Genomic DNA, 25,964 nt, shown 5'->3' with positions numbered 1-25,964 from the left:
AACTTGTATGAAAAAAGGCCAAGCCATGACCGGCCTTTGCCTCCCGGGACGCGCGGCCGCCGGAAGACGCGTACGGGCCCGGCCCCCGGCGGGGGACGGGCCCGTACGTTCCCCGGGGCGCACCCGGGGGCGCGCACCCCGGCCAGGGGCTACGCCCCGAAGGCCTTCGACTTCCCCTTCACCGGCTTCGCCCCGGCCAGCAGGTGCGCCGGGACCAGGTCCCGCGCCGGCTCGCTGTAGCCCACCGACACCAGCTTGTCCCCCTGGTACGTGAACGACGTCAGCGAAGCCAGCGTGCACTGCCGGCGCCGCGGGTCGTGCCACAGCCGGCGCCGCTCCGCGAAGCTCCGTACGATCCAGATCGGCAGCTGGTGGCTGACCGCCACCGCCTCGTGCCCGCGCGCCGCGTCCCGCGCCGACTCGATCGCGCTCATCATCCGCACGACCTGCTCGACGTACGGCTCGCCCCACGACGGCTTGAACGGGTTCGTCAGGTGCTTCCAGTTCGCCGGCTTGCGCAGCGCGCCGTCGCCGACGCCGAAGGTCTTGCCCTCGAAGACGTTGCCCGCCTCGATCAGCCGGCCGTCCGTCGCCAGCTCCAGGCCGTGCACCTTCGCGATCGGCGCGGCCGTCTCCTGCGCCCGCTCCAGCGGGGAGGCCACCACGTGCGTGACGTCCCGGTCCTGGAGGTGCTCGGCGACCCGGTCGGCCATCTGCCGGCCCAGCTCCGAGAGGTGGTACCCGGCCCGGCGCCCGTACAGCACCCCGTCCGGGTTGTGCACCTCTCCGTGCCGCATCAGGTGGACGACGGTGATGTCGCTCATGCGGTCGCCTCCGCGGCGGCTCGGGCGGCGGCGGGCAGCGCGGCCGCGACGCGCTCGATGGCGCGCTCGTCGTGGGCGGTGGACACGAACCAGGACTCGAACGCCGACGGCGGCAGGTAGACGCCCTGCGCCAGCATCGAGTGGAAGAACCCGTTGAAGCGGAATGCTTCCTGCTTCTTCGCGTCGTCGTAATCGCGCACCTCGTCCTCGGTGAAGAACACCGAGAACATGTTGGACGCGGTCTGCACCCGGTGGGCCACGCCCTCCTTGGCCAGCGCCGCCGTCACCAGGCCCTGGATCTCCTTCGAGACCGCGTCGACCTTCTCGTACGCCGCGTCGTCCAGCAGCCGCAGCTGCGCGAGACCGGCGGCGGTGGCGATCGGGTTACCGGAGAGCGTGCCCGCCTGGTAGACCGGGCCGGCCGGGGCCAGGTGGCCCATGACGTCCGCGCGGCCGCCGAACGCCGCCGCCGGGAAGCCGCCGCCCATGACCTTGCCGAAGGTCATCAGGTCGGGCCTGACCCCGTCCACGCCGTACCAGCCGGCGCGGGAGGTACGGAATCCGGTCATCACCTCGTCGGAGATGTACAGCGCGCCGTTCTCCCGGCACAGGTCGGCGAGCCCCTGGTTGAAGCCCTCGCCCGGGGTGACCACGCCCATGTTGCCGGGGGCCGCCTCGGTGATGACACAGGCGATCTCGCCGGGGTGCGCGGCGAAGGCCGCCCGGACCGCGTCGAGGTCGTTGTAGGGGAGCACGATCGTGTCGCCGGCCTGCGCGCCCGTCACCCCGGGGGTGTCCGGCAGGGCGAAGGTCGCCAGGCCGGAGCCGGCCGCGGCCAGCAGCGCGTCGACGTGGCCGTGGTAGCAGCCGGCGAACTTGACGACCTTGGCGCGGCCGGTGAAGCCGCGGGCCAGCCGGATCGCCGACATGGTCGCCTCGGTGCCCGAGGACACCAGGCGCACCTGCTCGACCGGCGCCACGCGGGCCACGATCTCCTCGGCGAGGGCGACCTCGCCCTCGCCGGGCGTGCCGAAGGACGTGCCGCGGGCGACCGCGGCCTGGACGGCCTCGATCACCTCGGGGTGGGAGTGGCCGAGAATCATCGGCCCCCACGAGCAGACGAGGTCGACGTACTCGCGCCCGTCGGCATCGGTCAGATAGGGACCGGTACCGGACACCATGAACCGGGGCGTACCGCCCACGGCACGGAAGGCGCGCACGGGAGAGTTCACGCCGCCGGGGGTCACGAGGGACGCGCGCTCGAAGAGCGTCTGCGAAACTGGGGCTTCATACGGGTACGGGTAGCTCACACCAGCCATGGTCTCAGAGGCCGCGACAGACTTGCGGACGGGCGTTTCACCGCGCCGCCGCGGGGGAGGTCACTGCCATGATGATCAGGCTGCGTGGCGGGGGCCGCGGGGCCGGGGCAGGCAATACCAGTCGGGTGGAGATATGCAACGCGGTGGTGGACCGGGCGAGGGCACGGACGGCCTGGATCCGCAGCGCGCCCGTGATGCCCGCGCCCGCCGCGGCAAGCACCGCCGCCGCGGAGCCGAGGCCGCCGATCCCGTACCGGGGCCCACCCGGGCGCCCGACGGCGAGGACGGTGAGGACGGCCTGCCCAGGGGCCGCGGCATGGGAGTGACGTACAAGTACTTCGGCGCCCCGGACGGCGCCACGGCCGCGCGCGTGCCGCAGACGATGCGGCCGGAGGAGCTGGGCGGCGACGAGCTCGGCATGGGCGGGCTGTTCACCAAGATCAAGCCGGAGACGGTCGCCGCGATGGTGCTGACCGGCATCGAGGGCATACCTCTGCACAAGGTGCCCCCGCTGGAGCTGGTCGTGCTGCATCCCGACTACGCGGTGGTGAAGCTGCCGATGACGGTGGTCGACCCGCTGCGCGGTGTGGGCGAGGAGTCCGTCGGCGCGGCCGCCTTCATCTGGTCGACGGTCCCCGACCGCGGCGGGCCCCGCGACGCCTTCAACGTCTACCAGCTCCTGCACGAGTGGCAGGACTTCTCCCACCGCCTCCATGAAGCCGGCCACCAGCCGTACTGCCTGGTCTGGCCGTGACCGGCGTACGCCTGGAGCCGTGGTCGGCGGCCGATTTCCCGCTGCTGCGGCGGTGCAACACGCCGGAGATGACCGCGCACCTGGGCGGGCCGGAGCCCGCGGAGAAGCTCGCCGACCGGCAGCGGCGGTACGAGGCCCTGAGCGCGCGGGAGCCGTCCGCCGGGCGGATGTTCCGGATCGAGCTGGACGGGGTCGCCGTCGGCTCGATCGGGTTCTGGGAACGGGAGTGGCACGGCCGGCCGGTGTACGAGGCCGGCTGGGCGGTGCTCCCGGAGCACCAGGGCCGCGGCCTGGCGTCCGGCGCGCTGGCGGAACTCGTCACCTACGTCCGCGCCCACGGCACCCGCCCCGCCCTGCACGCCTTCCCCGGCACCGACCACCCCGCCTCGAACGCCGTCTGCCGCCACGCCGGATTCACCGACCTCGGCCCGACCCCCTTCGAATACCCCCCGGGCACCCTCCACCCCAGCAACGACTGGCACCTGCCACTGACGCCCTGACCGTCCTTGCCCGGCCACTACCCCGCCTCAAAGGCTGCGACCGGGTCACCGCGGACAGCCGCTGAATCGGCCGCGCCATCCCACCCCCCAATGGCATGCTGGGACCGTGAACGGTCCCGGCATTCAGCTCACCCTCGCCCCCGAACTGCGCCTCTTCACCTCGCCCAGCCGGCGCGCGGAACGCGTACCGACCGCCACCGACGGCGCCTCCAGCCTCGGCCACGTCGTCGAATCGGCCGGCGTCCCACTCACCGAGGTCGGCCGTCTCCTCGTCGACGGCCACGAGGTGCCCGTCTCGTACGTGCCCCAAGCCGGCCAGTCCGTCGAGGTGTTCGGCGTCGACCGCCCCCAGCACGTACCCGGGGCCCCGCTGCGCTTCCTCCTCGACGTCCACCTCGGCACCCTCGCCCGCCGCCTGCGCCTCCTCGGCGTCGACGCCGCCTACGAGAACGAGGACATCGGCGACCCCGCCCTCGCCACCCGCTCCGCCGCCGAACGCCGCGTCCTCCTCTCCCGCGACCGCGGCCTGCTGCGCCGCCGCGAGCTCTTCGCCGGCGCGTACGTCTACAGCGACAACCCGGACGAGCAAGTCCGCGACGTCCTCGGCCGGTTCGCCCCCGCCCTCGCGCCCTGGACCCGCTGCACCGCCTGCAACGGCCCCCTGCGCGCCGCCGACAAGGACAGCGTGGGCGACCGCCTCCAACACGGCACCCAGCGCTCCTATGACGTCTTCGCCCAGTGCACCGACTGCGAACGCGTCTACTGGCGCGGCGCCCACCACGCCCGCCTGGAACGGCTCGTGGACGAGGCCGTGGCCGAATTCGGTGACGGCGCCGCCGCGTGACCCACCCCCGGTGGGGCCCGGCTGGCAGACTCTCCGGACATGACCGCCGCTGACGAAACCAGGCACGCAGCAGCAGGAGCAGCACGGACGGAAGCCGGAGCAGCACGGGCCGGAGCAGGCCCGGCCGGCCCCCGGGACGTGGTCGACGTCGCGGTCGTCGGCGCCGGGCCCACCGGGCTCCTGCTCGCCGGTGACCTCGCCGCCGCCGGACTCTCCGTCACCCTCGTCGAACGCCGCCCGCGGACGGCGGCCAACCTCACCCGCGCCTTCGCCGTGCACGCCCGCACCCTCGAACTGCTCGACGCGCGCGGCCTCGCGGACGAACTCGTCTCCACCGGCCGCCCCATCGACCGCGTACGCCCCTTCGGCTCCACTGCCCTCACCCTCCAACGCCTGCGCTCGCGCTACCCGTTCCTGCTCATCACCCCTCAATATGAGACAGAGAAACTCCTGGAACGCCGCGCGTTGTCCACAGGGGTGCACATCCAGTACGACAGTCAGGTAACCGGCCTGCTCCAGGGCCAGGACACGGTCACCCTCGACGTCCGCCCCGCCACCCCCAACGGCGCCTCCACCGGCGCCCCGGCCGGCGCCCCCACCAGCACCGACACCGGCACCGGCACCAACCCCCAAGGCCCCGCCCGCCGCATCCACGCCCGCCACGTCGTCGGCGCCGACGGCGTCCGCTCCACCGTCCGCCAGACCCTCGGCCTCCCCTTCCCCGGCCAGGCCGTCGTCCGCTCCATGGTCCTCGCCGACGTCCGCGTCACCGACCCGCCCGAGGACCTCCTCGCCGCCAACGGCAGTGCCGACGCCTTCGGTTTCCTCGTCCCCTTCGGCGACGGCTGGTACCGCGCCATCGGCTGGCGCCGCGACGCCCGCGCCGCCGACACCGACCCCGTCGCCCTCGACGAACTCCGCGCCATCCTCCGCGACGCCCTCGGCACCGACCACGGCATCCACGACCCCCGCTGGATGTCCCGCTTCCACAGCGACGAACGCCAGGTCCCCCACTACCGCGTCGGCCGCGTCTTCCTCGCCGGCGACGCCGCCCACGTCCACTCCCCCGCCGGCGGCCTCGGCATGAACACCGGGCTCCAGGACGCCGCCAACCTCTCCTGGAAACTCGCCGCCGTCCTCCACGGCCGCAGCCCCGACCCGGAAGCCCTCCTCGACAGCTACCAGCGCGAACGCCACCCCGTCGGCCGCACCGTCCTGCGCGTCAGCGGCGCCCTCGTCCGCGCCGTCATGGCCCGCGGCCCCGCCCGCCGCGCCGCCCGCGCCCTCGGCGCCGGCCTGCTGTCCCGCGTCGGCCCCGCCCAGGACCGCGCCCTCGGCCTCATCTCCGGCACCGGCATCGCCTACCCGCCGCCGCCCGGCACCCACCGCCCCTCCCCTGCCGGCCGCCGCGCCCCCGACCTCGCCCTCGCCGGCGGGGAGCGGCTGTACGAGGCCCTGCGCACCGGCGACTTCGTCCTCGTCACCCCGCCCGGCGCGGCCACCCCGCCCGGAGCCCCCCTCGCCCACCGCCACTGGGCCACGGACACCCGTACGGGCTGCGTCCTCGTACGGCCCGACGGCTACATCGCCTGGAGCGCCTCCCGGGCCACCGACTCCGAACTCGCCACGGCCGTCTACGGCTGGCTGCTGCCCGGACCGGCCGGCGAGCGGGCACCAAAGCCCGGGGACGCCCCTCAGAAGGAGTAGCCGTCACCCGTGTCCAGGGCCAGCACCACGGGCTCGTTGTTGCCGCGGTTGCGGTCGGTCGCCCCGCCGTCCCACAGGGTGTCGATCCGCACCACCACCTCCTCCGACCGCTCCCGCAGCGCCAGCGACAGCCCGATGTGCCGCCCCCTGCCGTGCTCCGGCAGCGCGCCCGTCTCGCACACCACCTCCCGCTGCCCCGCCCGCGCGCACCCCTCCGGCAGCCCCTGCCGGTCCGCGAGGGCCACCGACAGCCGCACCCGCACCGTCGCGTTCGGCACCGCGGACGGCCCCTCGTTCTCCGGGACCAGCCACACCCTCAGCAGCCCGCTGCGCAGGGACACCCGTCCGTGGTAGGCCACGTCCGCCTCCGGCCCCGTCGTCGCACCCGCCGGCCCGGCCCCCGCACCGGCCCCGGCCCCGGCCAGCACCAGCAAGCCCGCCACCACCACACTCCGTACGGCACCACGGCGCACCGCCACCACCTCCTCGCGCGGACGCTAGCGACCCCGCCCGCCCCCCGGTCGGACCATCACACGAACGAGGGCGCGCCGACCCCCATTCGCCCGCCCGGCTGCGTACGCTTCCAGCCATGTTCGTCGCCCGCTCCGCCGCCCTCTTCCTCCTCGCCGCCGTCCTGGAGATCGGCGGCGCCTGGCTGGTCTGGCAGGGCGTACGGGAACACCGGGGCTGGGCCTGGATCGGCGTCGGCGTCATCGCCCTCGGCCTGTACGGATGCGTCGCCACCCTCCAGCCGCAGGGCGACTTCGCCCGCGTGCTGGCGGCGTACGGCGGCGTCTTCGTCGCCGGATCCCTGGTCTGGGGCGTCGTCGCCGACGGCTACCGCCCCGACCGCTGGGACGTCACCGGCGCCCTCGTCTGCCTCGCGGGGATGGCCGTGATCATGTACGCGCCGCGCCGCTGACCCGACCTATGCTGGCGAGGATTCGCCCGTACGAACGAACGAGCCCCACGACCGAACGAGGAGCCCCGCCCATGAGCACGCGCACGGCCACCCCCACCGCCGTAGTCACCGGCGCGAGCAGCGGAATCGGCGCGGCCACCGCCCGGCAGCTCGCCGCGGCCGGCTACCACGTCGTCCTCACCGCCCGCCGCAAGGACCGCATCGAGACCCTCGCCGCCGACCTCACCGAGGCGGGTTACGAGGCCACCGCCCACGCCCTCGACGTCACCGACCGCGCCGCCGTGGACGCCTTCGCCGCCTCCCTCGACGGGTGTGACGTCCTGGTCAACAACGCCGGCGGAGCCATCGGCGCCGAGCCCGTCGCCACCGGCGACCCGGCCGACTGGCGCACGATGTACGAGGTCAACGTCATCGGCACCCTGCACGTCACCCAGGCCCTGCTGCCCGCCCTCACCGCGAGCGGCGACGGCACGGTGGTCGTCGTGTCCTCCACCGCGGGCCACTCCACGTACGAGGGCGGCGCGGGCTACGTCGCCGCCAAGAACGGCGCCCGCGTCCTCGCCGAAACCCTCCGCCTGGAGATCGTCGGCCGGCCGGTCCGCGTCATCGAGATCGCGCCCGGCATGGTCAAGACGGAGGAGTTCGCGAAGACCCGCTTCCGCGGCGACGCCGCCAAGGCCGAGAAGGTCTACGAGGGCGTCGCGGACCCGCTGTCCGCCGACGACGTGGCCGACACCATCACCTGGGCCGTCACCCGCCCCAGCCACGTCAACATCGACCTCCTGGTGGTCCGCCCCCGAGCCCAGGCCTCGAACACCAAGGTCCACCGCGACCTGTAGCCCCCGCCCCACCCGTGCGGGCCCTCCCGGGCCCGCACGGGTGGATCCGGGAAGCCTCAGCCCTTGACGCAGATGACCTGCTTCAGCTTCGCCACGACCTCGACCAGGTCGGTCTGCTGGTCGATGACCTGCTCGATCGACTTGTAGGCGGCCGGGATCTCGTCCACCACGCCGGCGTCCTTGCGGCACTCGACGCCCTGCGTCTGCTCCGCGAGGTCCCGCGCCGAGAAACGCTTCTTCGCCGCCGTCCGGCTCATCCTGCGGCCCGCGCCGTGCGAGGCGGAGTTGAAGGACTTCTCGTTGCCGAGGCCCTTGACGATGTACGAGCCCGCGCCCATCGAGCCCGGGATGATGCCGTACTCGCCGCTGCCCGCGCGGATCGCGCCCTTGCGGGTGACCAGCAGGTCCATGCCGTCGTACCGCTCCTGCGCCACGTAGTTGTGGTGGCAGCTGATCTCCTGGCCGAAGGAGACCTTCGCCTTGCGGAAATCCTTGCGGACGACCTCCTTGAAGAGGCTCATCATGGCTGCGCGGTTGTACTTCGCGTACTCCTGCGCCCAGAACAGGTCGTTGCGGTACGCCTCCATCTCCGGCGTCGCGGCGAGGAAGACCGCCAGGTCGCGATCGACCAGGCCCTCGTTGTGCGACAGCCCCCGGGCCACGCCGATGTGGTGGGCGGCGAGCTCGTTGCCGATGTTCCGGGAGCCGGAGTGCAGCATGAGCCAGACCGAACCTGACTCATCGAGACAGAATTCGATGAAGTGATTACCGGATCCGAGCGTTCCGATCTGCTTGGTGGCGCGCTCCTGGCGGAACTTGACCGCATCCGTGAGGTGGTCGAAGCGCTTCCAGAAGTCCTCGTACCCCTGCGCCGAGAACCCGTACAGCCGCCCCGGATCCACCGCCTCCTTGTGGAGTCCCGCGCCCACCGGGATGGCCTGCTCGATGCGGGAGCGGAGCTTCGAGAGGTCGCCGGGGAGGTCGTTCGCCGTGAGGGAGGTCTTGACCGCCGACATGCCGCAGCCGATGTCGACGCCGACCGCCGCCGGGCAGACCGCGTCCTTCATCGCGATCACCGAACCGACCGTGGCGCCCTTGCCGTAGTGCACGTCCGGCATCACGGCCAGGCCCTTGATCCACGGCAGGCCCGCCGTGTTCTGCAACTGCCGCATGGCGCTGTCCTCGACCGACGCCGGATCCGTCCACATCCGGATCGGGACGTTGGCCCCGGATACCTCTACATACGACATAAGGCGTCAATCCCCCGAAAACCCAAGAAAGTCATAGAAAAGTCGGAATACGCAAAAAGCCTCGCTCATGGCCCCAAAGCAGTCAGGGAACCGGCGCCGGCACCAGCGTGTGCGATAGACATTGTGTCCATCCGCGCCCAAGTCGCGGCAACGGATTTTCCCAAGGGAACCAAGGGAGCCAGTGGACGTGGAGCGCAAGGCGGTACGCCGACGGGTCCTGCCGGGCATCGCGATGGTCACCGCCCTCGCGGCCGGTGTGACCGGCCTCGCCGGGTGCACCGACGGCGGCGGTATCGGGACGACCAGCGACCAGAAGGGCGGCGGGAGCTCCGCCGCCCCCGCCCAGCCGGGCAAGTACCGCAGCCTGCCCCAGCCCTGCAAGGCCGCCGACGCGAAGCGGCTCAAGGCCATGCTCCCGGCCGCCGACTCCCTGACCACCGAGCAGCGCGAGCAGCTCTACGCCGGGACCGCCGACCCCTCCTTCGACGCGGACCGGCACGTCGGCTGCCACTGGAGCGCGCAGGCGCCCGAGGGGACCCTGCTGCTGTCGGTGGTCTTCGAGCGCGTGGTCTCGTACGACCGGTCGGCCGCGAGCGACGACGACAAGGCGCACTCGGTGTTCGTGCGCCGCCTGACGGACGCCCACCTGCCCTTCCCCGGTCCGGTGACGACTCCGAGCGGGTCCCCGGTGACATCGGCTCCGGCCGCCCCGCCCTCCCCGGCGGCCCCGCCCGCGAGCCCCGGCACCGAAGCGCCCGCCATCACCTCCCCCTCCCCCTCCGCTTCCGGCTCCGGTTCCGCCTCGCCCAGCGCCCCGCCCGAGCTCGGCTCACGCGTGCTGGAGGGGCTCGGGAGCGAGGCGTACCTCGACGACAAGCTGAGCGCGGCCGGGGCGACCGCCGCCCAGTCGCGGACGGTCCGGATCGTGTTCCGTACCTCGAACGTCCTCGTCACCGTCGAGTACAGCGTGCAGCCCTCCGGGCCCGGAACCATCCCCTCAAGTGCGGAAACGCAGGACAAGGCACGCCAGTTGGCGGAGGCCCTGGCCGAGCGCTTCAACGACTGACGGCCCCGCCCGCAGGGCGTCCGTGACGGCGCGCACAGCATCCGGGTGCCCGGTCGGGCTACCGTTGCCCGGGTCCCGCGCCCGTAATCGACCCCTACGTCTGAAGGAACCATGCACCGATCAGCCTCGCGTCTCACCCGTGTCATCGCCTGCGCAGCCGTCGTCCCGGTGGTCCTCACCGCCGCCGGCTGCTCGTCCGACTCGGAGAAGTCCTCGGGCTCGGACTCCGGCAAGAAGGCCTCCGCGTCCGCGCCCTCCAAGCCGGGTGCGAAGACCCCGGTCGAGCTGGAGAAGGTGGCGTTCGCGAAGCTGCCCGACCCCTGCAAGTCGATCGCGGCGAAGAGCATAGAGTCCTTCGTTCCGGAGGCGAAGGAGAAGAACGGCACGGCCGCGAAGTCGAACGACCTCGCCAACCGCGCCAGCTGCTCCTGGAACGGCCTCCAGACGGACGGCACCAAGGGGTCGCAGTACCGCTGGCTGTCCGTCTCCCTGGTGCGCTACGACTCGCACGCCACCCTCGGCAGCGGCGACAAGCGCGCCGAGGAGCAGTACACCAAGCAGATCGAGCTGGCGAAGAGCACCGAGGGCGCGCACGACGTCAAGGTGGAGCAGGCCGGCGGGGTGGGCGACCAGGGCTCCTCGGTCGTCTACGGCGTGAAGAAGGACGTGGACTTCCTCAACACCACCGTGGTGGTCCGCACCCACAACGTGGTCATCACGCTCGACTACAACGGTGCCGCGTACGAGGGTGCCGGCGCCCCGGACCAGGCGAAGCTGCTCCAGGACGCCGTCGCGGCGGCCCGGGAGACGGTGGCCTCCGTCGACTCCGCGAACAAGGGCGACGCCGCCCCCGAGCAGGCCCCCTCCGGTTCCGCTTCGCCTTCCGGTTCGGCGTCGCCGTCGGGGTCCGCTACCCCGGAGCAGTAGACGACGGGCGGTAAGGGCCCCTCCGGAACGGGTGACGCGCTGTCACCCGTACGCTGTGCCTGCCGTAGCTCGACAAGGGGAAGGGGGATCACGGGTGGCCGCGATGCAGCTGACTCGTACGCACCGGATACTCATCGGTGTCGTGGTCGCCGGTGCCGTGGTCATCGCGGGCATCGGTTTCGCGGGATCGTACGCCGCCGTGCGCGCGCTGGCGCTGAAGAAAGGCTTCGGCACTTTCTCGCTGGTGTTCCCGATCGGCATCGACATGGGCATCTGCGTGCTGCTGGCGCTGGACCTGCTGCTGACGTGGATCCGGATCCCGTTCCCCTTGCTGCGTCAGACCGCGTGGCTGCTGACGGCGGCGACGATCGCGTTCAACGGCGCCGCCGCGTGGCCGGACCCGCTGGGCGTGGGCATGCACGCGGTGATCCCGGTCCTGTTCGTGGTCACGGTGGAGGCGGCCCGGCACGCGGTCGGCCGGATCGCGGACATCACCGCGGACCGGCACATGGAGGGCGTGCGCATCACGCGCTGGCTGCTCTCGCCGGTGCCCACGTTCAAGCTGTGGCGCCGGATGAAGCTGTGGGAGCTGCGCTCGTACGAGCAGGCGGTCGGCATGGAGCAGGACCGCCTGATCTACCAGGCGCGGCTCCAGGCCCGCTTCGGGCGGGCGTGGCGGCGCAAGGCGCCGGTGGAGGCGCTGATGCCGCTGCGGCTGGCGCGGATCGGCGTGCCGCTGTCGCAGACGGCCCCGGAGGGGCTGGCGGCGGCGGGCATCGACCCGGCGCTGCTGCCCCCGGCGGCGCAGGCGCCCGCGCTGGAGGCGGCGGCCGGGGCCGAGGGCCCGCAACCGCAGGCCGCGCCGCCCGCTCCGGCGGCGGCGGTGACGCCGGTGGCGCCGGTGACGCACGCCCCGCCGCCCTTCGCGGTGGAGCCGACGGCGATGCCCGCCGCGCACAACAGCGCCTGGTTCGCGGCGCCGCTGGCCCCGCAGGCGGCGTACGAGGGCGGCTACAACCCGCAGTACGTGGAGGGCCTGGAGCCGACCCCGGTGATGCCCCCGGCGGGTCCGGAGGAAGAGCCCGCGCAGGGCCCGCAGCCGGCGGAGCAGCAGTCGGTGGAGCAGCCGGTTCAGGGCCCGCAGCCGCCGGAGCAGCCCGTCCAGGAGCGGCTGCCGTCCCCGCGCCTCGAACCGGGGACGGAGACCGGTGCCGCGGCCGACCTCGACGAGGTGAAGTTCCGCGAGGCGGCGTACGAGGTCTTCCGGACGTACATCGAGGAGAACGGCAAGGTCCCGAGCCCCGAGCAGGTCGACATATACCTCTCGGACCGGCACGGGATCACGCACCCGCTGGCCTTCCGGACGATCAGCCGGCTGATGCCCGAGCTGAAGCAGCGCTACCAGCGCGACCTGGAGAACGAGCACATCCCGTAAACCCGGCCCCCACACCGCCCCGCCCCGGACAGCCGGAAGGGCCCGCACCCCGAGGGGTACGGGCCCTTCGCCGCGTCTCAGACCGCGAGCAGCTTGCGCACCCGGTCCGCGCCCACGGCGAGGAGCAGGGTGGGCAGGCGCGGCCCGGTCTCCCGGGTCACGAGCAGGCGGTACAGCAGGGCGAAGAACTCGCGCTGCGCGACCTTCAGCTCCGGCGTCGGCTTGGCGTCGGGCTCCAGCCCGGCCATCACCTTGGGCACGCCGTAGACGAGGGTGGTGAGTCCGTCGAGCGACCAGTGCGCGTCGAGGCCCTCCAGCAGCCGCCGCAGGGACTCCCGCCCGGCGTCGTCCAGGGAGGACAGCAGCTCGGTGTCGGGGTCCTCGCGTACGAGGGTGCGCTGGTCGGCCGGGACCTGGCTGGTGATCCAGTTCTCGGCGCGGTCCAGGCGCGGGCGGACCTCGTCCAGGGAGGCCAGCGGCTGCGCCGGGTCCAGGTCGGTCAGGATGCGCAGGGTCTGCTCGTCGTGCCCGGCGGTGATGTCCACGACCGACGCGAGCGTGCGGTAGGGCAGCGGGCGCGGGGTGCGGGGCAGTTCGTGCGAGGCGACGCGGGCGGCGCGGCTGTGCGCGGCGGCGTCGGCCGGCAGCACGGAGCCGTCGGCGACCTTGGCCTCCAGCTTGTCCCACTCGTCGTAGAGCCGCTGGATCTCCTGGTCGAAGGCGATCTTGAAGGACTGGTTGGGGCGGCGGCGGGCGTAGAGCCAGCGCAGCAGCTGCGGTTCCATGATCTTCAGCGCGTCGGCCGGGGTGGGAACCCCGCCCTTCGAGGAGGACATCTTGGCCATGCCGCTGATGCCGACGAAGGCGTACATCGGGCCGATCGGCTGCTCGCCGCCGAAGATGTGCACGATCTGGCCGCCGACCTGGAAGGACGAGCCGGGCGAGGAGTGGTCGACGCCGGAGGGCTCGAAGACCACGCCCTCGTAGGCCCAGCGCATCGGCCAGTCGACCTTCCAGACCAGCTTGCCGCGGTTGAACTCGGAGAGCTTGACCGTCTCGGTGAACTCGTCCTCGGCGCAGACGTAGGTCAGCTCGGTGGTCTCGTCGTCGTACGCGGTGACCTTGGTGAAGTCCTTGCCGCACTGCCCGCAGTACGGCTTGTACGGGAAGTAGCCGCCCTCGGCGCTGCTGCCGTCGTCCTCGGCGGCGGCGCCGGAACCCTCGGCGGCCTCCAGCTCGGCCTCGTCGGCCTGCTTCTGCTGGGGCTTCTTGCCGCCCGGCTTCTGCTTGGTGCGGTACTGGTCGAGGACGGCGTCGATGTCGCCGCGGTGCTTCATCGCGTGCAGGATCTGCTCGCGGTAGGCGCCGGAGGTGTACTGCTCGGTCTGGCTGATGGGGTCGTACTCGACGCCCAGCTCGGCCAGCGCCTCGACCATGGCGGCCTTGAAGTGCTCGGCCCAGTTCGGGTACGCGGACCCGGCGGGGGCGGGTACGGAGGTCAGCGGCTTGCCGATGTGCTCGGCCCAGGACTCGTCGATGCCGGGGACGCCGGCCGGGACCTTGCGGTAGCGGTCGTAGTCGTCCCAGGAGATGAGGTGGCGGACCCGGATGCCCCGGCGGCGGATCTCGTCCGCGACCAGGTGCGGGGTCATGACCTCGCGGAGGTTGCCGAGGTGGATCGGGCCGGAGGGGGAGAGCCCGGACGCGACGACGACGCCCGCAGCGGTGGCGGCCGATGACGTCGCGCCCGGGGCTCGGCGCTCCGCCTCGGCGATGACCTCGTCCGCGAAACGGGAGACCCAGTCGGTCTCTGTGCTGCTCTGGGCGCTCTGAGCCACGACACGTCCTTCTATCTCGAATGCTGGCTTCGGCCATTCTCCCAGACGGAACGGGCCGCTCCGGGGTTGCTTCCGGCCCGTGATATCGAAAGAAGCGGGCAGGCCCCTCGTGGGATACTCGGCACTTGTCGGAACGTCCGGGCGCGGCCCCGGACACCACCTCACAGGAACGGCAGCTCATGGCCTCGGTCCCTTCCCTCGCTTCCTCCGTCGAACAGCGCGTCGCGGACGCCCTCGCCTCCGCCCTGCCGGAGGCCGGTGCGGCCGACCCGCTGCTGCGACGAAGCGACCGGGCCGACTTCCAGGCCAACGGCATCCTGGCGCTCGCGAAGAAGGCGAAGGCCAACCCGCGCGAGCTGGCGACGACCGTGGTCGAGGGCATGGCGACCGGCGCCGAGGACCTGATCAAGGAGATCGAGGTCTCGGGCCCCGGCTTCCTCAACATCACGGTCAGCGACCGCGCGATCGTCGAGACCCTGGCCGCCCGCGCCGCCGACGACCGTCTCGGCGTGCCGCTGTCGCCGTCGGCCGGCACCACGGTGATCGACTACGCGCAGCCGAACGTCGCGAAGGAGATGCACGTCGGCCACCTGCGCTCGGCCGTCATCGGCGCGGCGATGGTGGAGATCCTGGAGTTCACGGGCGAGAAGGTGGTCCGCCGCCACCACATCGGCGACTGGGGCACCCAGTTCGGCATGCTCATCCAGTACCTGCTGGAGCACCCGCACGAGCTGGACCACAAGAGCGGCTCCGCCGACGACCAGGCTTCCGGTGAGGAGGCCATGTCGAACCTGAACCGCCTCTACAAGGCCTCGCGCGCGCTCTTCGACTCCGACGAGGAGTTCAAGACGCGGGCCCGCGCCCGGGTGGTCGACCTCCAGGCCGGCGAGCCGGAGACCCTCGCCCTGTGGCAGCGGTTCGTGGACGAGTCGAAGATCTACTTCTACTCCGTCTTCAACAAGCTGGACATGGACATCCAGGACCCGGACGTGGTCGGCGAGTCCGGCTACAACGACATGCTGACGCAGACCTGCGAGCTGCTGGAGAAGTCGGGCGTCGCCGTCCGCTCCAACGGCGCGCTGTGCGTGTTCTTCGACGAGTACAAGGGCCCGGACGGCAACCCGACCCCGCTGATCGTGCAGAAGTCGGACGGCGGCTTCGGCTACGCGGCGACCGACCTGTCCGCGATCCGCGACCGCGTCGGCAACCTGAAGGCCGACACCCTCATCTACGTGGTGGACGCGCGGCAGGCGCTGCACTTCAAGATGGTCTTCGAGACGGCCCGCCGGGCCGGCTGGCTGAACGACGGGGTCAAGGCCGTCCAGCTGGCCTTCGGCACGGTCCTCGGCAAGGACGGCAAGCCGTTCAAGACCCGTGAGGGCGAGACGGTGCGGCTGGTGGACCTGCTGGACGAGGCGGTGGAGCGGGCGACGGCCGTGGTCCGGGAGAAGGCCGAGAAGGTGGGCCTGACGGAGGCGGAGATCGTCGAGAACGGCCGGTACGTGGGCATCGGCGCGGTGAAGTACGCCGACCTGTCCACCTCGGCCGCGCGCGACTACAAGTTCGACCTGGACCAGATGGTCTCGCTCAACGGCGACACCTCCGTCTACCTCCAGTACGCGTACGCGCGCATCCGCTCCATCCTGCGCAAGGCCGGCGAGCGCGGGCCGCTCGCGCACCCGGAGCTGGCGCTGGCGCCGGCCGAGCGGGCGCTGGGCCTGCACCTGGACGGCTTCGGCGCGCTGCTGGCGGAGGCCGCGTCCGAGTACGCGCCGCACAAGCTGGCCGCGTACCTGTACCAGCTGTCCTCGCTGTTCACCACGTTCTACGACCAGTGCCCGGTGATCAAGCCGGAGCCGGAGCAGCCCGTCGCGGAGAACCGGCTCTTCCTGTGCGAGCTGACCGCCCGCACCCTCTCGAAGGGCATGTCCCTCCTCGGCATCCGCACCCCCGAGAAGCTCTGACGGCAGCAGGTGTGACAGCCACCTCCGCCCGGCGGCACATGCCGGGCGGACGGGGCTTGCCGTTGCCGGGCCATGCGTCAGCCCGGCCGGCCGGCGCCGGCTATCCCGCGCCGAAGACCTCGACCTTGCACCGGGGGCTGCCGGACCGGGCGATGCGCGCGTCGCAGGTGACCAGCGGTACCTGGAGGCCCTCGGCCAGAGCCACGTAGGCGGCGTCGTACGCGGAGAGGTTCGCGTACAGCTCCCGTACGCGGGGCAGCACCGGCAGATGCTCCATCCGCCTGACCGGCAGTGCCCCGAAGTCGTCCCAGGCCGCGTCCAGTTGCCGGTCGGAGAGTTTGCCGCCCCGGTGGCGGCCGAGCAGTGCGTGCGTCACTTCCACGTCGAGCAGGTACGGGGCGGCGAGCCGCTCGCCCAGCACGCGGCCGCGTACCGCCTCGCCCGCCGGACCGGCGTCGGCGACGAGCATGACGACGGCACTGGCGTCGATCACGATCATTCGCGACGCCGTCCCGCGTCGAGGTCACCGAGGACCTCGTCCACGCTCAGCTCCGCCGAGACGCGCGCGCGGATCCGCGCGACCACGTCTTCCACGGACGGCGTGGCCGCCTCTTCCTCCAGCAGGGTGCGGGCGTACGCCTGGAGCGACTGGCGGCTGCGGGCGGCCCGTACCTTCAGCTCGGCGAGCGCTTCGTCGGACAGATCACGGACGTAGAGAGTGGCCATGCGACAAGTCTAGTGGCGGCGCCAGCATTCTGCTGGCAGACCGGCCCGGCGGGCCGGGTGGGCACGGCGGCACGGCCGCCACGGCGGGCCCTTCACCCGTACGGCCCGCTTCGCCGCATCGCGGGCCGGGTAGGGGACGGCCCGTCCTTCCCCAGCGCCCCCGACGGAGGCATCCGTGCCCGACATGAACGGTCCCTACAAGCCCGGCACCCCCTGCTGGATCGACCTGATGGTGCCCGACCAGCAGGCCGCCATCGACTTCTACTGCGACCTCTTCGGCTGGCAGGGCGAGGTCGGCCCGGCGGAGCAGGGCGGGTACGCCGTCTGCACCCTCAAGGGCAAGCCGGTCGCCGGGATCATGAAGGCGATGAACCCGGACGGCAGCGTCCCCGACCCGCTGCCCCCGACGGTGTGGACCACCTACCTGTCCACCGACAACATCGACGGCACGCTCAAGGCCGTCACCGACGCCGGCGGCTCGGTCATGGCGGGCCCGATGGACGTCATGGACCTCGGCCGGATGGCCGTGATCACCGACCCGGCCGGCGCCGTCGTCGGCCTGTGGCAGCCCGGCACCTTCGACGGCGCGGGCATCGTCAACGAGCACGGGGCGCTCATCTGGAGCGAGCTGACCACCACCGACCTGCCGGCCGCCGCCGCCTTCTACTCCTCCGTGCTGCCCGTCACCACGGCCCGCTCCGAGATGCCCGGCGCCGAGGAGTACATCGAGTTCATGGTCGACGGCCGCGCGGTCGCCGGGATGATGGACCTCTCCACGCTCCCGCCGGGCGTCCCCCCGCACTGGCAGCCGTACTTCCACGTGGACGCCGTCGACGACATCCAGGCCGCGGCCGTCCGGGCCGGCGGCAGCGTCCTCGCCCCGGCCTTCGACATGGCGGCCGGCCGGATGGCCGTCCTCGCCGACCCGCAGGGCGGAGCCTTCTCGGTGATCACCTCCCGCGCCCCGGAGCAGACCGACTAACCGCCGGTCGCACCGGTCGTCCTGGCCGCGGCGGCCGGCCCGTCAGCCCGTCAGCCCGCCGCCCGCTCGCGGACCAGGCCGGCCAGGCCGTCCAGGATGCGGTTCAGGCCGAAGCCGAACTGGAAGTCCGGCTCGTCGGAGCCCGCGAACGCGTCGGACTCCAGCAGCCGGGTCACCGCCGGGTGGGTGTCCGGCCCGGTCATCAGCCGCAGGGTGTTCACGTACTGGGCCATGACCCGGTCCGGCGCGATCCCGGACTTCACGATGGCGTCCATCATGTCGGCGGCCATCGTCGCCTCGTTGCGCACCAGGCCGCCGATCAGGATGACGGCCGAGACCTTCTCGCCCTCCCGCAGCCCGGTGCCGGCCAGCGCGGCGAGCCCGCGCTCCATCCAGGCGAGCTGGTTCGGGCTGACCGGCGCCCCGGTGCCCTACCCCTCCAGCGCCTTCGTGCCGATCGACACCATGCCCGGCTGGCTGCACGGCTTCGCCCGCCACCAGCCCCTCACCCCGGTGATCGAATCCCTGCGCGCCCTGCTCCTGGACCGGCCCGCGGGCCACGCCCCCTGGGTGGCGCTGGGCTGGTGCGCGGCCATCACCGCCCTGGCCGTGACCCTCGCGGCGGTCCTCTTCGAGCGCCGCACCCGCTGAAGCCGCACCCGCTGACGCCGGGTGCGCGCACGCCCCGGGCCCGTGCCGGACGGGGGCCCGCACGGGCCCGGGGCGGTGGCCGGCGGTCAGCCGGCCAGGGGGTAGGAGTGCCTCCCGGTGGCCTCGTCGATCTCCCCGTGCGCCTTCTGCAACAGCTGGCTCGCGAGGTCCATCAGGGCCCGCGCCCCGGCGATCTCCTCACCGACCCGGAGCTGCTCCGGGTCGGACGGATGCCGCATCGCGTAACCGCGCGCCCTGAGCTCGGACCCGTCGGCGAGCCTGAGCAGCGCGGCCGAGGTGGTGCGGTGGCCGTCCTCCGTGAACTCCATCTCGACGTGCCAGCCTGCGAGTGTGGGCATGGCGGATCACCTCCACAGTGCCGTGTCGCCACTCCCTACAGCCTGCTCCCGCCGCCCCGCCGGGGCCAGTCAGCGCGCCTCGCGCAGCCAGCCCGCGACCTCGGTCGCCCAGTACGTGAGGATCGTGTCGGCGCCCGCCCGCTTGATGCCGAGCAGGGTCTCCAGGATCGCCCGGTCCCGCTCGATCCAGCCCCGCTGCGCCGCCGCCTCGACCATCGCGAACTCGCCGCTGATCTGGTACGCGGCCACCGGCACGTCCACCGCCTGCGCGACCCGGTACAGGATGTCCAGGTAGGGCCCGGCGGGCTTGACCATGACCATGTCGGCGCCCTCCTCCAGGTCCAGCGCCAGCTCGCGCAGCGACTCGCGGGCGTTCGCCGGGTCCTGCTGGTAGGTCTTGCGGTCGCCCTGGAGGCTCGACCCGACGGCCTCGCGGAAGGGGCCGTAGAAGGCGGAGGTGTACTTGGCGGTGTACGCGAGGATCGAGACGTCCTCGTGGCCCGTCTCGTCCAGCGCGTCGCGGATCACGCCGACCTGGCCGTCCATCATCCCGCTCGGCCCGACCACGTGGACGCCCGCGTCGGCCTGGACCTGCGCCATCTCCGCGTACCGCTCCAGCGTCGCGTCGTTGTCGATCCGGCCGTGCTCGTCCAGGACCCCGCAGTGGCCGTGGTCGGTGTACTCGTCCAGGCACAGGTCGGACATGATCACGAGATCGTCGCCCACCTCCGCCTTCACGTCGCGGATCGCGACCTGGAGGATGCCGTCCGGCTCGGTGCCCGCCGTACCGAGCGCGTCCTTGTTCTCGTCCGCCGGAACGCCGAAGAGCATGATCCCCGCGACACCCGCCTCCACGGCCTCGGCGGCCGCCTTCCGCAGGGTGTCCCGCGTGTGCTGCACCACGCCCGGCATCGCCGAGATGGCGAGCGGATCACTGATGCCCTCCCGGACGAACGCCGGGAGGATCAGGTCCGAGGGGTGCAGCCGGTTCTCCGCGACCATCCGCCGCATCGCCGGGGTGGTCCGCAGCCGGCGGGGCCGCGAGCCGGGGAAGGATCCGTACGCGCTCATACTCAGTCGCCTCTTCGAGCTTCGACAGCAGTCCCCCCAAGCCTAGGGCCCACCCCCGACCCCCCGAACCCGCCCCGGTCCGCGATGCCACCATGTATCCGCTCACGCCGCCGTAGCGGGAAGGAAAGGGGAGCCGAGCAGTGGTGCGCACCCGGTATTACGTGGAAGGCCCCTTCGGCATGCCGGACTTCGCCGGGCCCGCCGAGCTCAACATCCTCGGCCAGTGGGTGACAGCCGACATCCAGCTCTCGCCGCTGTCCGTTCTGGAGGCGATCGACCTGGTGGCCGAGGCCGGGGCCGACCCGGCCTTCGTGCCGGTGGACCTGGACGGCAACGCGCACACCGTCACCATCGGCCCGCGGGGTGTCAGGGTGGAGAACCACTTCGTCGAGCACGTTCAGGGTGAATACACCCTCGACGACGCGTTGCGGGTACTGGTCGACTTCTGGGACTACTGCTGCCTGGCCAATCCCCACAAGGCCGGCGCACGCCGGCGCGCGTACGCCGAGGAGCACGGACGCGATCCGCTGACCGCGATCCGCGACCAGGCGGAGCCGCCCGGCCTGCCCGGCGCGACGTGAAAGGGCCCGGGCGCGATATCCGCACCCGGGCCCCCTCGGCCGGTCGGCCCTGCCTAAGCCGGTCACGTCGTGCGGCGGCGGCGGGCGCCCGGGCGGCGTTCGCTCGGGCGGGCCACCGGCTCGCCCGCGGCCTTGGCGGCGGCGCGGCGGGCCTCGCCGTACGCGGCCAGGGCCTCCGCCAGCTTCGAGACCGACGGCTCCGGCGAGAGCACGTCGACCCGCAGCCCGTGCTCCTCGGCCGTCTTCGCCGTGGCCGGGCCGATGCAGGCGATCACGGTCACGTTGTGCGGCTTGCCCGCGATGCCCACCAGGTTGCGCACCGTGCTGGACGAGGTGAACAGCACGGCGTCGAAGCCGCCGCCCTTGATCGCCTCACGGGTGTCCGCCGGCGGCGGCGAGGCGCGCACGGTCCGGTAGGCCGTGACGTCGTCCACCTCCCAGCCCAGCTCGATCAGCCCGGCGACCAGCGTCTCGGTCGCGATGTCGGCGCGCGGCAGGAAGACGCGGTCGATCGGGTCGAAGACCGGGTCGTACGGCGGCCAGTCCTCCAGCAGCCCGGCCGCCGACTGCTCGCCGCTCGGCACCAGGTCCGGCTTCACCCCGAACTCGACCAGCGCGGCGGCGGTCTGCTCGCCGACCGCGGCGACCTTGATGCCCGCGAAGGCACGCGCGTCGAGCCCGTACTCCTCGAACTTCTCCCGCACCGCCTTGACCGCGTTGACCGAGGTGAAGGCGATCCACTCGTAGCGGCCGGTGACCAGGCCCTTGACCGCCCGCTCCATCTGCTGCGGGGTGCGCGGCGGCTCCACGGCGATGGTCGGCACCTCGTGCGGCACCGCGCCGTAGGAACGCAGCTGGTCGGAGAGCGAGGCCGCCTGCTCCTTCGTACGCGGTACGAGGACCCGCCAGCCGAACAGCGGCTTCGACTCGAACCAGGCCATCTCCTCGCGCCGCGCGGCGGCGCCCTGCTCCCCGACCACGGCTATGACGGGCCGGGCGCCCTCGGGCGAGGGGAGCACCTTGCCCTGCTTGAACACCTGGGCGATGGTGCCCAGGGTCGCGGTCCAGGTGCGCTGACGGGTCGTCGTACCGCCGACGGTGACCGTCAGCGGGGTCTCCGGCTTGCGGCCCGCGGAGACCAGCTCGGCGGCCGCGGCCGCGACGGTCTCCAGGGTCGCGGAGACGACGACGCTGCCGTCGCTGGCGCCGACCTCGCTCCAGCAGCGCTGCGAGGCGTGCCGGGCGTCCACGAAGCGGACGTCGGCGCCCTGCTCGCCGCGCAGCGGCACACCGGCGTACGCGGGCACGCCGACGGCGGTCGCGACACCGGGCACCACCTCGAAGGGGATCCCTTCGCGGGCGCAGGCCAGCATCTCGGCGGCGGCGTTCCCGTCGAGCCCCGGGTCGCCGGTGACGGCACGGACCACCCGCCTGCCGGAGCGCGCGGCCTCCATGACAAGATTGGCGGCGTCGCGGATCACCGGGACCCCGGCGGCGGCTGACACTTCGTCAGCGACCGTCAGCTGCGGCGTGTCGACGCCCGCGCGCGCGTGGGTCCGTACCACGTCGAGCACGTCCGGCTCGGCGATCAGTACGTCCGCGCCGGCGAGCGCCTCCACGGCGCGCAGCGTCAGCAGACCCGGGTCGCCCGGACCGGCACCGAGGAAGGTGACGAGCCCCTGGGCGGCGACGACCGGAAAAGCGGAGGTGGTGGGGCTTGAGGGGTTCAAAGGGATCGCTCCCCCATCAGACCGGCCGCGCCCTTGGCCAGCATCTCGTCCGCGAGTTCGCGGCCGAGCGCCATGGCCTCGTCGTACGACTGGGGCACGGGACCGGTGGTGGACAGCTGTACCAGCGTGGTTCCGTCGAGGGTTCCGACGACACCACGCAGGCGCATTTCATGGACAATCTGCCCGTCGGCCAGCAGGTCGGCGAGCGCGCCCACGGGCGCGCTGCAGCCGGCCTCCAGGGCGGCGAGCAGGGCTCGTTCGGCGGTCACGGCGGCCCGCGTCTGCGGGTCGTCGAGCTCACCGAGCGCGGCGGCGAGTTCCGCGTTCGAGGCGAGGCACTCCACGGCCAGGGCTCCCTGGCCGGGCGCGGGCAGCACGCTGTCGACCGACAGCAGCTCGGTCGCCTCGTCGCCGCGGCCGATGCGGTTCAGCCCGGCGGCGGCCAGCACGACCGCGTCGAGTTCCCCGGCGCGCACGAACCCGATGCGGGTGTCGACGTTGCCGCGGATCGCCACCGTCTCGATGCGCTTGCCCAGACTGCGGGCGTACGCGTGCAGCTGCGCGGTGCGGCGCGGCGAACCGGTGCCGACCCGGGCCCCGTCGGGGAGCCGCTCGAAGGTCAGGCCGTCACGGGCGACGAGCGCGTCGCGCGGGTCCTCCCGCTTCGGCATGGCCGCGATGACCAGCTCCTCGGGCTGCGTGGTCGGCAGGTCCTTCAGCGAGTGCACGGCGAAGTCGACCTCGCCGCGGACCAGTGCGTCACGCAGCGCGGTGACGAACACGCCGGTGCCGCCGATCTGCGCGAGGTGCTCGCGGGAGACGTCGCCGTAGGTCGTGATCTCCACGAGCTCCACCGGCCGCCCGGTGAGGGCCCGTACGGCCTCGGCGACGTGCCCGGACTGGGACATGGCCAGCTTGCTGCGCCGCGTGCCGAGCCTGAGGGGCTGGTCGGGACGTGTGTTCATGATGCCCGTCCTGGGTCGTCATCGTTCTTCGGATCGGCCGCGTCCGCCCGGCTGACGGATGCCACCGTCTGAGGGTCGAGGTCGAAGAGTTCGCGCAGCGCCTCCGCGTACCCGGCGCCGCCGGGCTCGCTCGCGAGCTGCTTGACGCGCACGGTCGGCGCGTGGAGGAGCTTGTCGACGACGCGGCGCACGGTCTGGGTGACCTCTGCCCGCTGCCGCTCGTCGAGGTCGGGTACCCGCCCGTCGAGCCGCGCCACTTCCATGGCGACGACCTCGGCGGCCATCGCCCGCAGGGCGACGACGGTGGGGGTGATGTGCGCGGCCCGCTGCGCGGCGCCGAAGGCGGCGACCTCGTCGGCGACTATGCCGCGTACGGCGTCGACGTCGGCGGCCATCGGGGCGTCGGCGGAGGCCTCGGCGAGGCTCTCGATGTCGACGAGCCGGACACCGGGGATGCGGTGGACGGCGCCGTCGATGTCGCGGGGCATGGCCAGGTCGAGCAGCGCGAGCCGCACCGCCCCGGCGTCGACGCTGCTGCGCACGGCCCGCCGCGGCTGGCGCTGCGCGGCGGCCTCGCCCTGGTCGGCCCAGGTCCCGTGCAGTTCGAGCGACCCGGCGTCGACCCCGGCGAGCGCGGAGCGCCCGTCGCCGGCCGGCGCGTCCGGCCCGAGCGGGCACCCGTCGGTCTCGGCGGGGCCGCGTACGGCCGGGTCCTCGGCGGGCGCGATGGTGCGCACCGCGCCGGCGTCGGCCAGCCGCCGCCCGGCCCCGGCGGCGGCCACGAGCCGCGCCACGACCTCGGAGTCCACGTCGAGCGCCCGCGCCGGTCCCTCGCCCGGTGCCGCGACCGGGGCGGGGCCCTGGGCCCCGTCCGGGCCCGCGCCCGCGCGCGCCCGGGCCGCGGCGGAGCCGTCGGCGGAGCCGGGGCCGGGGTCCGACACCGCCGCGGCGACGTCCTCGCCGGTCAGCACCAGCCCGGTCGCCCCCGTACAGGAGACGACCACGTCCACACGTGTCAGCTCGTCCGCGACGGCCGCCATCGCGACGGCCCGCGCCGCCACACCGGTGCCCGAGGCAACCAGAATTTCGGCAAGACGCTCCGCCCGCTCCGCGGTCCTGTTCGCGACCACGATCTCGGCGACGCCCACCCGCGCCAGCGTCGCCGCCGCCAGCGACGACATCGACCCGGCCCCGATCACCAGCGCCCGCTTGCCGGCGGCCCACTCGCCCACCGGCGCCCCGGACCCGGCGAGCTGCTCCAGACCGAAGGTCACCAGCGACTGCCCGGCCCGGTCGATCCCGGTCTCCGAGTGCGCCCGCTTGCCGACCCGCAGCGCCTGCTGGAAGAGGTCGTTGATCAGCCGGCCGGCGGTGTGCAGCTCCTGCCCCAGCGCCAGCGCGTCCTTGATCTGGCCGAGGATCTGCCCCTCGCCGACGACCATCGAGTCCAGTCCGCACGCCACCGAGAACAGGTGGTGCACCGCCCGGTCCTCGTAGTGCACGTACAGGTACGGGGTGAGTTCCTCCAGCGCGACCCCGCTGTGCTGGGCCAGCAGCGTGGACAGCTCGGCGACACCGGCGTGGAACTTGTCCACGTCGGCGTACAGCTCGATCCGGTTGCAGGTGGCGAGCACGGCCGCCTCCGCCGCCGGCTCGGCGGCGAGCGTGTCGTGCAGCAGCTTGATCTTGGCGTCCGCGGACAGCGAGGCCCGCTCCAGCACGCTGACCGGCGCGCTGCGGTGACTGAGGCCGACGACGAGCAGGCTCATGCCGGCATCACCGCCGGGACGTCGCCCTCGGGCCCGCCCTTGCGCGCGGCGGCGGCGGACCGCCCGGCCGGCGGCTCGACGGCGGCGACGGGCGCGGCCCCCGCACCCGTGCCCACACCGGCACCGGCGGCCCCCGCACCCGGCTCCAGTACGGCGCCCACACCGGCCGCCGCGGCTTCCTCGCCCGCCTTGCGCTGCTCGTGGAACGCCAGGATCTGCAGCTCGATGGACAGGTCGACCTTCCGTACGTCGACCCCGTCCGGCACCGACAGCACGGTCGGCGCGAAGTTCAGGATGGAGGTGACCCCGGCGGCGATCAGCCGCTCGCTCACCTGCTGCGCGGCGCCGGCCGGGGTCGCGATGACCCCGATCGAGACGCCGTTCTCCTCGATGATCTTCTCCAGGTCATCGGTGTGCTGCACCGGCATCCCGGCGACCGGCTTGCCCGCCATCGCGGGGTCGGCGTCGATCAGCGCGGCCACCCGGAACCCGCGGGAGGCGAAACCGCCGTAGTTGGCGAGCGCGGCGCCGAGGTTGCCGATGCCGACGATGACGACCGGCCAGTCCTGGGTGAGCCCGAGCTCGCGGGAGATCTGGTAGACGAGGTACTCGACGTCGTAGCCGACGCCCCGGGTCCCGTAGGAGCCGAGGTAGGAGAAGTCCTTGCGCAGCTTCGCCGAGTTGACCCCGGCGGCCGTCGCGAGCTCCTCGGAGGACACCGTGGGGACCGATCGCTCGGAGAGCGCCGTGAGGGCGCGCAGGTACAGCGGAAGCCGGGCGACAGTGGCCTCGGGAATACCTCGGCTGCGGGTCGCCGGTCGGTGAGTTCGGCCAGTTGCCACGATGCTCCTGCGGGATGAGCGGGGCTGCAGGCGGCCACTTGTCCCAGGACCGCCCCGTCGAATGCAGGCTATGTCTTTGTGAACGCGTGCACAAAGATT

At 73.0% G+C, this 25,964-nt stretch carries 26 protein-coding genes and 1 pseudogene; 13 read left to right on the top strand and 14 right to left on the bottom strand.

Annotation, left to right across the window (positions count from 1 at the left end; translation table 11 throughout):
* Nucleotides 1–149: 149 nt before the first annotated feature.
* Together ACZ6ZT_RS16975 and hemL are read right to left on the bottom strand one after the other, a co-directional pair.
* Nucleotides 150–824 (bottom strand): histidine phosphatase family protein, encoded by a 675-nt coding sequence (locus ACZ6ZT_RS16975; protein WP_469719946.1) that lies wholly within the window; start codon nucleotides 822–824, stop codon nucleotides 150–152.
* Entirely contained in the window at nucleotides 821–2,143 is a 1,323-nt protein-coding gene (gene hemL, locus ACZ6ZT_RS16970) for a glutamate-1-semialdehyde 2,1-aminomutase (RefSeq protein WP_469719945.1), read from the bottom strand. Before hemL ends, ACZ6ZT_RS16975 begins: the two co-directional genes overlap by 4 nt.
* A gap of 133 nt (nucleotides 2,144–2,276) precedes the next feature.
* Here hemL and ACZ6ZT_RS16965 point away from each other — a divergent pair, with 133 nt between their 5' ends.
* The 4 genes from ACZ6ZT_RS16965 (at nucleotide 2,277) to ACZ6ZT_RS16950 (ending at nucleotide 5,948) form a co-directional block, all read left to right on the top strand.
* On the top strand, nucleotides 2,277–2,897 hold the full coding sequence (locus tag ACZ6ZT_RS16965) for a hypothetical protein (RefSeq protein ID WP_469719944.1): 621 nt from the start codon (nucleotides 2,277–2,279) through the stop codon (nucleotides 2,895–2,897).
* The gene (locus ACZ6ZT_RS16960; RefSeq protein WP_469719943.1) at nucleotides 2,894–3,397 is read left to right on the top strand and encodes a GNAT family N-acetyltransferase; all 504 of its coding nucleotides are present in this window, start codon (nucleotides 2,894–2,896) and stop codon (nucleotides 3,395–3,397) included. Before ACZ6ZT_RS16965 ends, ACZ6ZT_RS16960 begins: the two co-directional genes overlap by 4 nt.
* Before the next feature lie 106 nt (nucleotides 3,398–3,503).
* Entirely contained in the window at nucleotides 3,504–4,241 is a 738-nt protein-coding gene (locus ACZ6ZT_RS16955) for a Mut7-C RNAse domain-containing protein (protein ID WP_469719942.1), read from the top strand.
* Between the two features lie 39 nt (nucleotides 4,242–4,280).
* The gene (locus ACZ6ZT_RS16950) at nucleotides 4,281–5,948 is read left to right on the top strand and encodes an FAD-dependent oxidoreductase (protein WP_469719941.1); all 1,668 of its coding nucleotides are present in this window, start codon (nucleotides 4,281–4,283) and stop codon (nucleotides 5,946–5,948) included.
* Here ACZ6ZT_RS16950 and ACZ6ZT_RS16945 read toward each other — a convergent pair.
* Nucleotides 5,936–6,421, bottom strand: a complete 486-nt coding sequence (locus ACZ6ZT_RS16945; RefSeq protein ID WP_469719940.1) for a hypothetical protein — start codon at nucleotides 6,419–6,421, stop codon at nucleotides 5,936–5,938. The genes ACZ6ZT_RS16950 and ACZ6ZT_RS16945 overlap by 13 nt on opposite strands.
* Nucleotides 6,422–6,537: 116 nt before the next feature.
* Between ACZ6ZT_RS16945 and ACZ6ZT_RS16940 the strand changes: the two genes are divergently transcribed.
* Entirely contained in the window at nucleotides 6,538–6,870 is a 333-nt protein-coding gene (locus ACZ6ZT_RS16940) for a YnfA family protein (RefSeq protein ID WP_469719939.1), read from the top strand.
* A gap of 71 nt (nucleotides 6,871–6,941) precedes the next feature.
* Complete coding sequence (locus ACZ6ZT_RS16935) at nucleotides 6,942–7,709, top strand: SDR family NAD(P)-dependent oxidoreductase (protein WP_469719938.1); 768 nt, start codon at nucleotides 6,942–6,944, stop codon at nucleotides 7,707–7,709.
* Between the two features lie 56 nt (nucleotides 7,710–7,765).
* Here the strand turns inward: ACZ6ZT_RS16935 and ACZ6ZT_RS16930 are convergent, their stop codons facing one another.
* A complete protein-coding gene (locus ACZ6ZT_RS16930; protein ID WP_469719937.1) occupies nucleotides 7,766–8,959 on the bottom strand; it encodes an RtcB family protein in 1,194 nt (397 codons plus the stop codon).
* A 187-nt stretch (nucleotides 8,960–9,146) separates the two neighbouring features.
* On the opposite strand from ACZ6ZT_RS16930, the gene ACZ6ZT_RS16925 reads away from it, so the two are divergent.
* The 3 genes from ACZ6ZT_RS16925 (at nucleotide 9,147) to ACZ6ZT_RS16915 (ending at nucleotide 12,387) form a co-directional block, all read left to right on the top strand.
* On the top strand, nucleotides 9,147–10,025 hold the full coding sequence (locus tag ACZ6ZT_RS16925) for a DUF3558 domain-containing protein (RefSeq protein ID WP_469719936.1): 879 nt from the start codon (nucleotides 9,147–9,149) through the stop codon (nucleotides 10,023–10,025).
* A 111-nt stretch (nucleotides 10,026–10,136) separates the two neighbouring features.
* Nucleotides 10,137–10,952, top strand: a complete 816-nt coding sequence (locus ACZ6ZT_RS16920; RefSeq protein WP_469719935.1) for a DUF3558 domain-containing protein — start codon at nucleotides 10,137–10,139, stop codon at nucleotides 10,950–10,952.
* Nucleotides 10,953–11,046: 94 nt separating this feature from the next.
* On the top strand, nucleotides 11,047–12,387 hold the full coding sequence (locus tag ACZ6ZT_RS16915; RefSeq protein ID WP_469719934.1) for a DUF2637 domain-containing protein: 1,341 nt from the start codon (nucleotides 11,047–11,049) through the stop codon (nucleotides 12,385–12,387).
* Between the two features lie 77 nt (nucleotides 12,388–12,464).
* Here ACZ6ZT_RS16915 and lysS read toward each other — a convergent pair whose 3' ends face one another.
* Nucleotides 12,465–14,225 (bottom strand): lysine--tRNA ligase, encoded by a 1,761-nt coding sequence (gene lysS, locus ACZ6ZT_RS16910; RefSeq protein ID WP_469719933.1) that lies wholly within the window; start codon nucleotides 14,223–14,225, stop codon nucleotides 12,465–12,467.
* 179 nt (nucleotides 14,226–14,404) lie between these two features.
* Here lysS and argS point away from each other — a divergent pair, with 179 nt between their 5' ends.
* The gene (gene argS / locus ACZ6ZT_RS16905; RefSeq protein WP_469720159.1) at nucleotides 14,405–16,189 is read left to right on the top strand and encodes an arginine--tRNA ligase; all 1,785 of its coding nucleotides are present in this window, start codon (nucleotides 14,405–14,407) and stop codon (nucleotides 16,187–16,189) included.
* Nucleotides 16,190–16,289: 100 nt separating this feature from the next.
* Here argS and ACZ6ZT_RS16900 read toward each other — a convergent pair whose 3' ends face one another.
* Nucleotides 16,290–16,688 carry a type II toxin-antitoxin system VapC family toxin gene (locus ACZ6ZT_RS16900; RefSeq protein ID WP_469719932.1) on the bottom strand — a complete coding sequence of 133 codons (399 nt, stop codon included), beginning with the start codon at nucleotides 16,686–16,688 and terminating at the stop codon, nucleotides 16,290–16,292.
* A complete protein-coding gene (locus ACZ6ZT_RS16895) occupies nucleotides 16,685–16,915 on the bottom strand; it encodes a FitA-like ribbon-helix-helix domain-containing protein (protein WP_469719931.1) in 231 nt (76 codons plus the stop codon). The genes ACZ6ZT_RS16900 and ACZ6ZT_RS16895 overlap by 4 nt, the downstream gene beginning before the upstream one ends.
* A 184-nt stretch (nucleotides 16,916–17,099) precedes the next feature.
* Between ACZ6ZT_RS16895 and ACZ6ZT_RS16890 the strand changes: the two genes are divergently transcribed.
* Nucleotides 17,100–17,897 carry a VOC family protein gene (locus ACZ6ZT_RS16890; RefSeq protein ID WP_469720158.1) on the top strand — a complete coding sequence of 266 codons (798 nt, stop codon included), beginning with the start codon at nucleotides 17,100–17,102 and terminating at the stop codon, nucleotides 17,895–17,897.
* Between the two features lie 50 nt (nucleotides 17,898–17,947).
* Here ACZ6ZT_RS16890 and ACZ6ZT_RS16885 read toward each other — a convergent pair whose 3' ends face one another.
* A complete protein-coding gene (locus ACZ6ZT_RS16885; RefSeq protein ID WP_469719930.1) occupies nucleotides 17,948–18,289 on the bottom strand; it encodes a TetR/AcrR family transcriptional regulator C-terminal domain-containing protein in 342 nt (113 codons plus the stop codon).
* A gap of 34 nt (nucleotides 18,290–18,323) precedes the next feature.
* Between ACZ6ZT_RS16885 and ACZ6ZT_RS16880 the strand changes: the two are divergent.
* A pseudogene (locus tag ACZ6ZT_RS16880) lies at nucleotides 18,324–18,548 on the top strand (ABC transporter permease); the annotation flags it as partial.
* Between the two features lie 86 nt (nucleotides 18,549–18,634).
* Here ACZ6ZT_RS16880 and ACZ6ZT_RS16875 read toward each other — a convergent pair.
* Both ACZ6ZT_RS16875 and hemB read right to left on the bottom strand, forming a co-directional pair.
* A complete protein-coding gene (locus ACZ6ZT_RS16875; protein WP_469719929.1) occupies nucleotides 18,635–18,907 on the bottom strand; it encodes a DUF1876 domain-containing protein in 273 nt (90 codons plus the stop codon).
* Nucleotides 18,908–18,976: 69 nt separating this feature from the next.
* Complete coding sequence (gene hemB / locus ACZ6ZT_RS16870) at nucleotides 18,977–19,978, bottom strand: porphobilinogen synthase (protein ID WP_469719928.1); 1,002 nt, start codon at nucleotides 19,976–19,978, stop codon at nucleotides 18,977–18,979.
* Between the two features lie 140 nt (nucleotides 19,979–20,118).
* Between hemB and ACZ6ZT_RS16865 the strand changes: the two genes are divergently transcribed.
* On the top strand, nucleotides 20,119–20,559 hold the full coding sequence (locus ACZ6ZT_RS16865) for a hypothetical protein (protein ID WP_469719927.1): 441 nt from the start codon (nucleotides 20,119–20,121) through the stop codon (nucleotides 20,557–20,559).
* A 62-nt stretch (nucleotides 20,560–20,621) separates the two neighbouring features.
* Here the strand turns inward: ACZ6ZT_RS16865 and ACZ6ZT_RS16860 are convergent, their stop codons facing one another.
* The 4 genes from ACZ6ZT_RS16860 to ACZ6ZT_RS16845 are packed head-to-tail and all read right to left on the bottom strand — an operon-like array spanning nucleotide 20,622 to nucleotide 25,865.
* The gene (locus ACZ6ZT_RS16860; protein ID WP_469719926.1) at nucleotides 20,622–22,289 is read right to left on the bottom strand and encodes a bifunctional uroporphyrinogen-III C-methyltransferase/uroporphyrinogen-III synthase; all 1,668 of its coding nucleotides are present in this window, start codon (nucleotides 22,287–22,289) and stop codon (nucleotides 20,622–20,624) included.
* A complete protein-coding gene (gene hemC / locus ACZ6ZT_RS16855; RefSeq protein ID WP_469719925.1) occupies nucleotides 22,286–23,254 on the bottom strand; it encodes a hydroxymethylbilane synthase in 969 nt (322 codons plus the stop codon). Before hemC ends, ACZ6ZT_RS16860 begins: the two co-directional genes overlap by 4 nt.
* Nucleotides 23,251–25,023: a glutamyl-tRNA reductase gene (locus ACZ6ZT_RS16850; RefSeq protein ID WP_469719924.1), complete on the bottom strand. Its 1,773-nt coding sequence runs from the start codon at nucleotides 25,021–25,023 to the stop codon at nucleotides 23,251–23,253. Before ACZ6ZT_RS16850 ends, hemC begins: the two co-directional genes overlap by 4 nt.
* Nucleotides 25,020–25,865 carry a redox-sensing transcriptional repressor Rex gene (locus tag ACZ6ZT_RS16845; protein WP_469719923.1) on the bottom strand — a complete coding sequence of 282 codons (846 nt, stop codon included), beginning with the start codon at nucleotides 25,863–25,865 and terminating at the stop codon, nucleotides 25,020–25,022. Before ACZ6ZT_RS16845 ends, ACZ6ZT_RS16850 begins: the two co-directional genes overlap by 4 nt.
* Between the last annotated feature and the right edge of the window lie 99 nt (nucleotides 25,866–25,964).

This window comes from Streptomyces sp. NPDC102258 (genome assembly GCF_055584685.1).
The sequence above is the reverse complement of the archived record's forward strand: the minus strand, read 5'-3'. Positions and strand labels throughout refer to the sequence as shown.

Coding starts and splice junctions, on each gene's coding strand:
- ACZ6ZT_RS16900 (WP_469719932.1), bottom strand. CDS start 16,688: ATGATCGTGATCGACGCCAGTGCCGTCGTCATGCTCGTCGCCGACGCC.
- hemL (WP_469719945.1), bottom strand. CDS start 2,143: ATGGCTGGTGTGAGCTACCCGTACCCGTATGAAGCCCCAGTTTCGCAG.
- ACZ6ZT_RS16850 (WP_469719924.1), bottom strand. CDS start 25,023: ATGAGCCTGCTCGTCGTCGGCCTCAGTCACCGCAGCGCGCCGGTCAGC.
- ACZ6ZT_RS16885 (WP_469719930.1), bottom strand. CDS start 18,289: ATGGAGCGCGGGCTCGCCGCGCTGGCCGGCACCGGGCTGCGGGAGGGC.
- ACZ6ZT_RS16965 (WP_469719944.1), top strand. CDS start 2,277: ATGCAACGCGGTGGTGGACCGGGCGAGGGCACGGACGGCCTGGATCCG.
- ACZ6ZT_RS16935 (WP_469719938.1), top strand. CDS start 6,942: ATGAGCACGCGCACGGCCACCCCCACCGCCGTAGTCACCGGCGCGAGC.
- ACZ6ZT_RS16975 (WP_469719946.1), bottom strand. CDS start 824: ATGAGCGACATCACCGTCGTCCACCTGATGCGGCACGGAGAGGTGCAC.
- ACZ6ZT_RS16895 (WP_469719931.1), bottom strand. CDS start 16,915: ATGGCCACTCTCTACGTCCGTGATCTGTCCGACGAAGCGCTCGCCGAG.
- ACZ6ZT_RS16940 (WP_469719939.1), top strand. CDS start 6,538: ATGTTCGTCGCCCGCTCCGCCGCCCTCTTCCTCCTCGCCGCCGTCCTG.
- ACZ6ZT_RS16950 (WP_469719941.1), top strand. CDS start 4,281: ATGACCGCCGCTGACGAAACCAGGCACGCAGCAGCAGGAGCAGCACGG.
- ACZ6ZT_RS16920 (WP_469719935.1), top strand. CDS start 10,137: ATGCACCGATCAGCCTCGCGTCTCACCCGTGTCATCGCCTGCGCAGCC.
- hemB (WP_469719928.1), bottom strand. CDS start 19,978: ATGAGCGCGTACGGATCCTTCCCCGGCTCGCGGCCCCGCCGGCTGCGG.
- ACZ6ZT_RS16890 (WP_469720158.1), top strand. CDS start 17,100: ATGAACGGTCCCTACAAGCCCGGCACCCCCTGCTGGATCGACCTGATG.
- hemC (WP_469719925.1), bottom strand. CDS start 23,254: ATGAACACACGTCCCGACCAGCCCCTCAGGCTCGGCACGCGGCGCAGC.
- ACZ6ZT_RS16930 (WP_469719937.1), bottom strand. CDS start 8,959: ATGTCGTATGTAGAGGTATCCGGGGCCAACGTCCCGATCCGGATGTGG.
- ACZ6ZT_RS16875 (WP_469719929.1), bottom strand. CDS start 18,907: ATGCCCACACTCGCAGGCTGGCACGTCGAGATGGAGTTCACGGAGGAC.
- argS (WP_469720159.1), top strand. CDS start 14,405: ATGGCCTCGGTCCCTTCCCTCGCTTCCTCCGTCGAACAGCGCGTCGCG.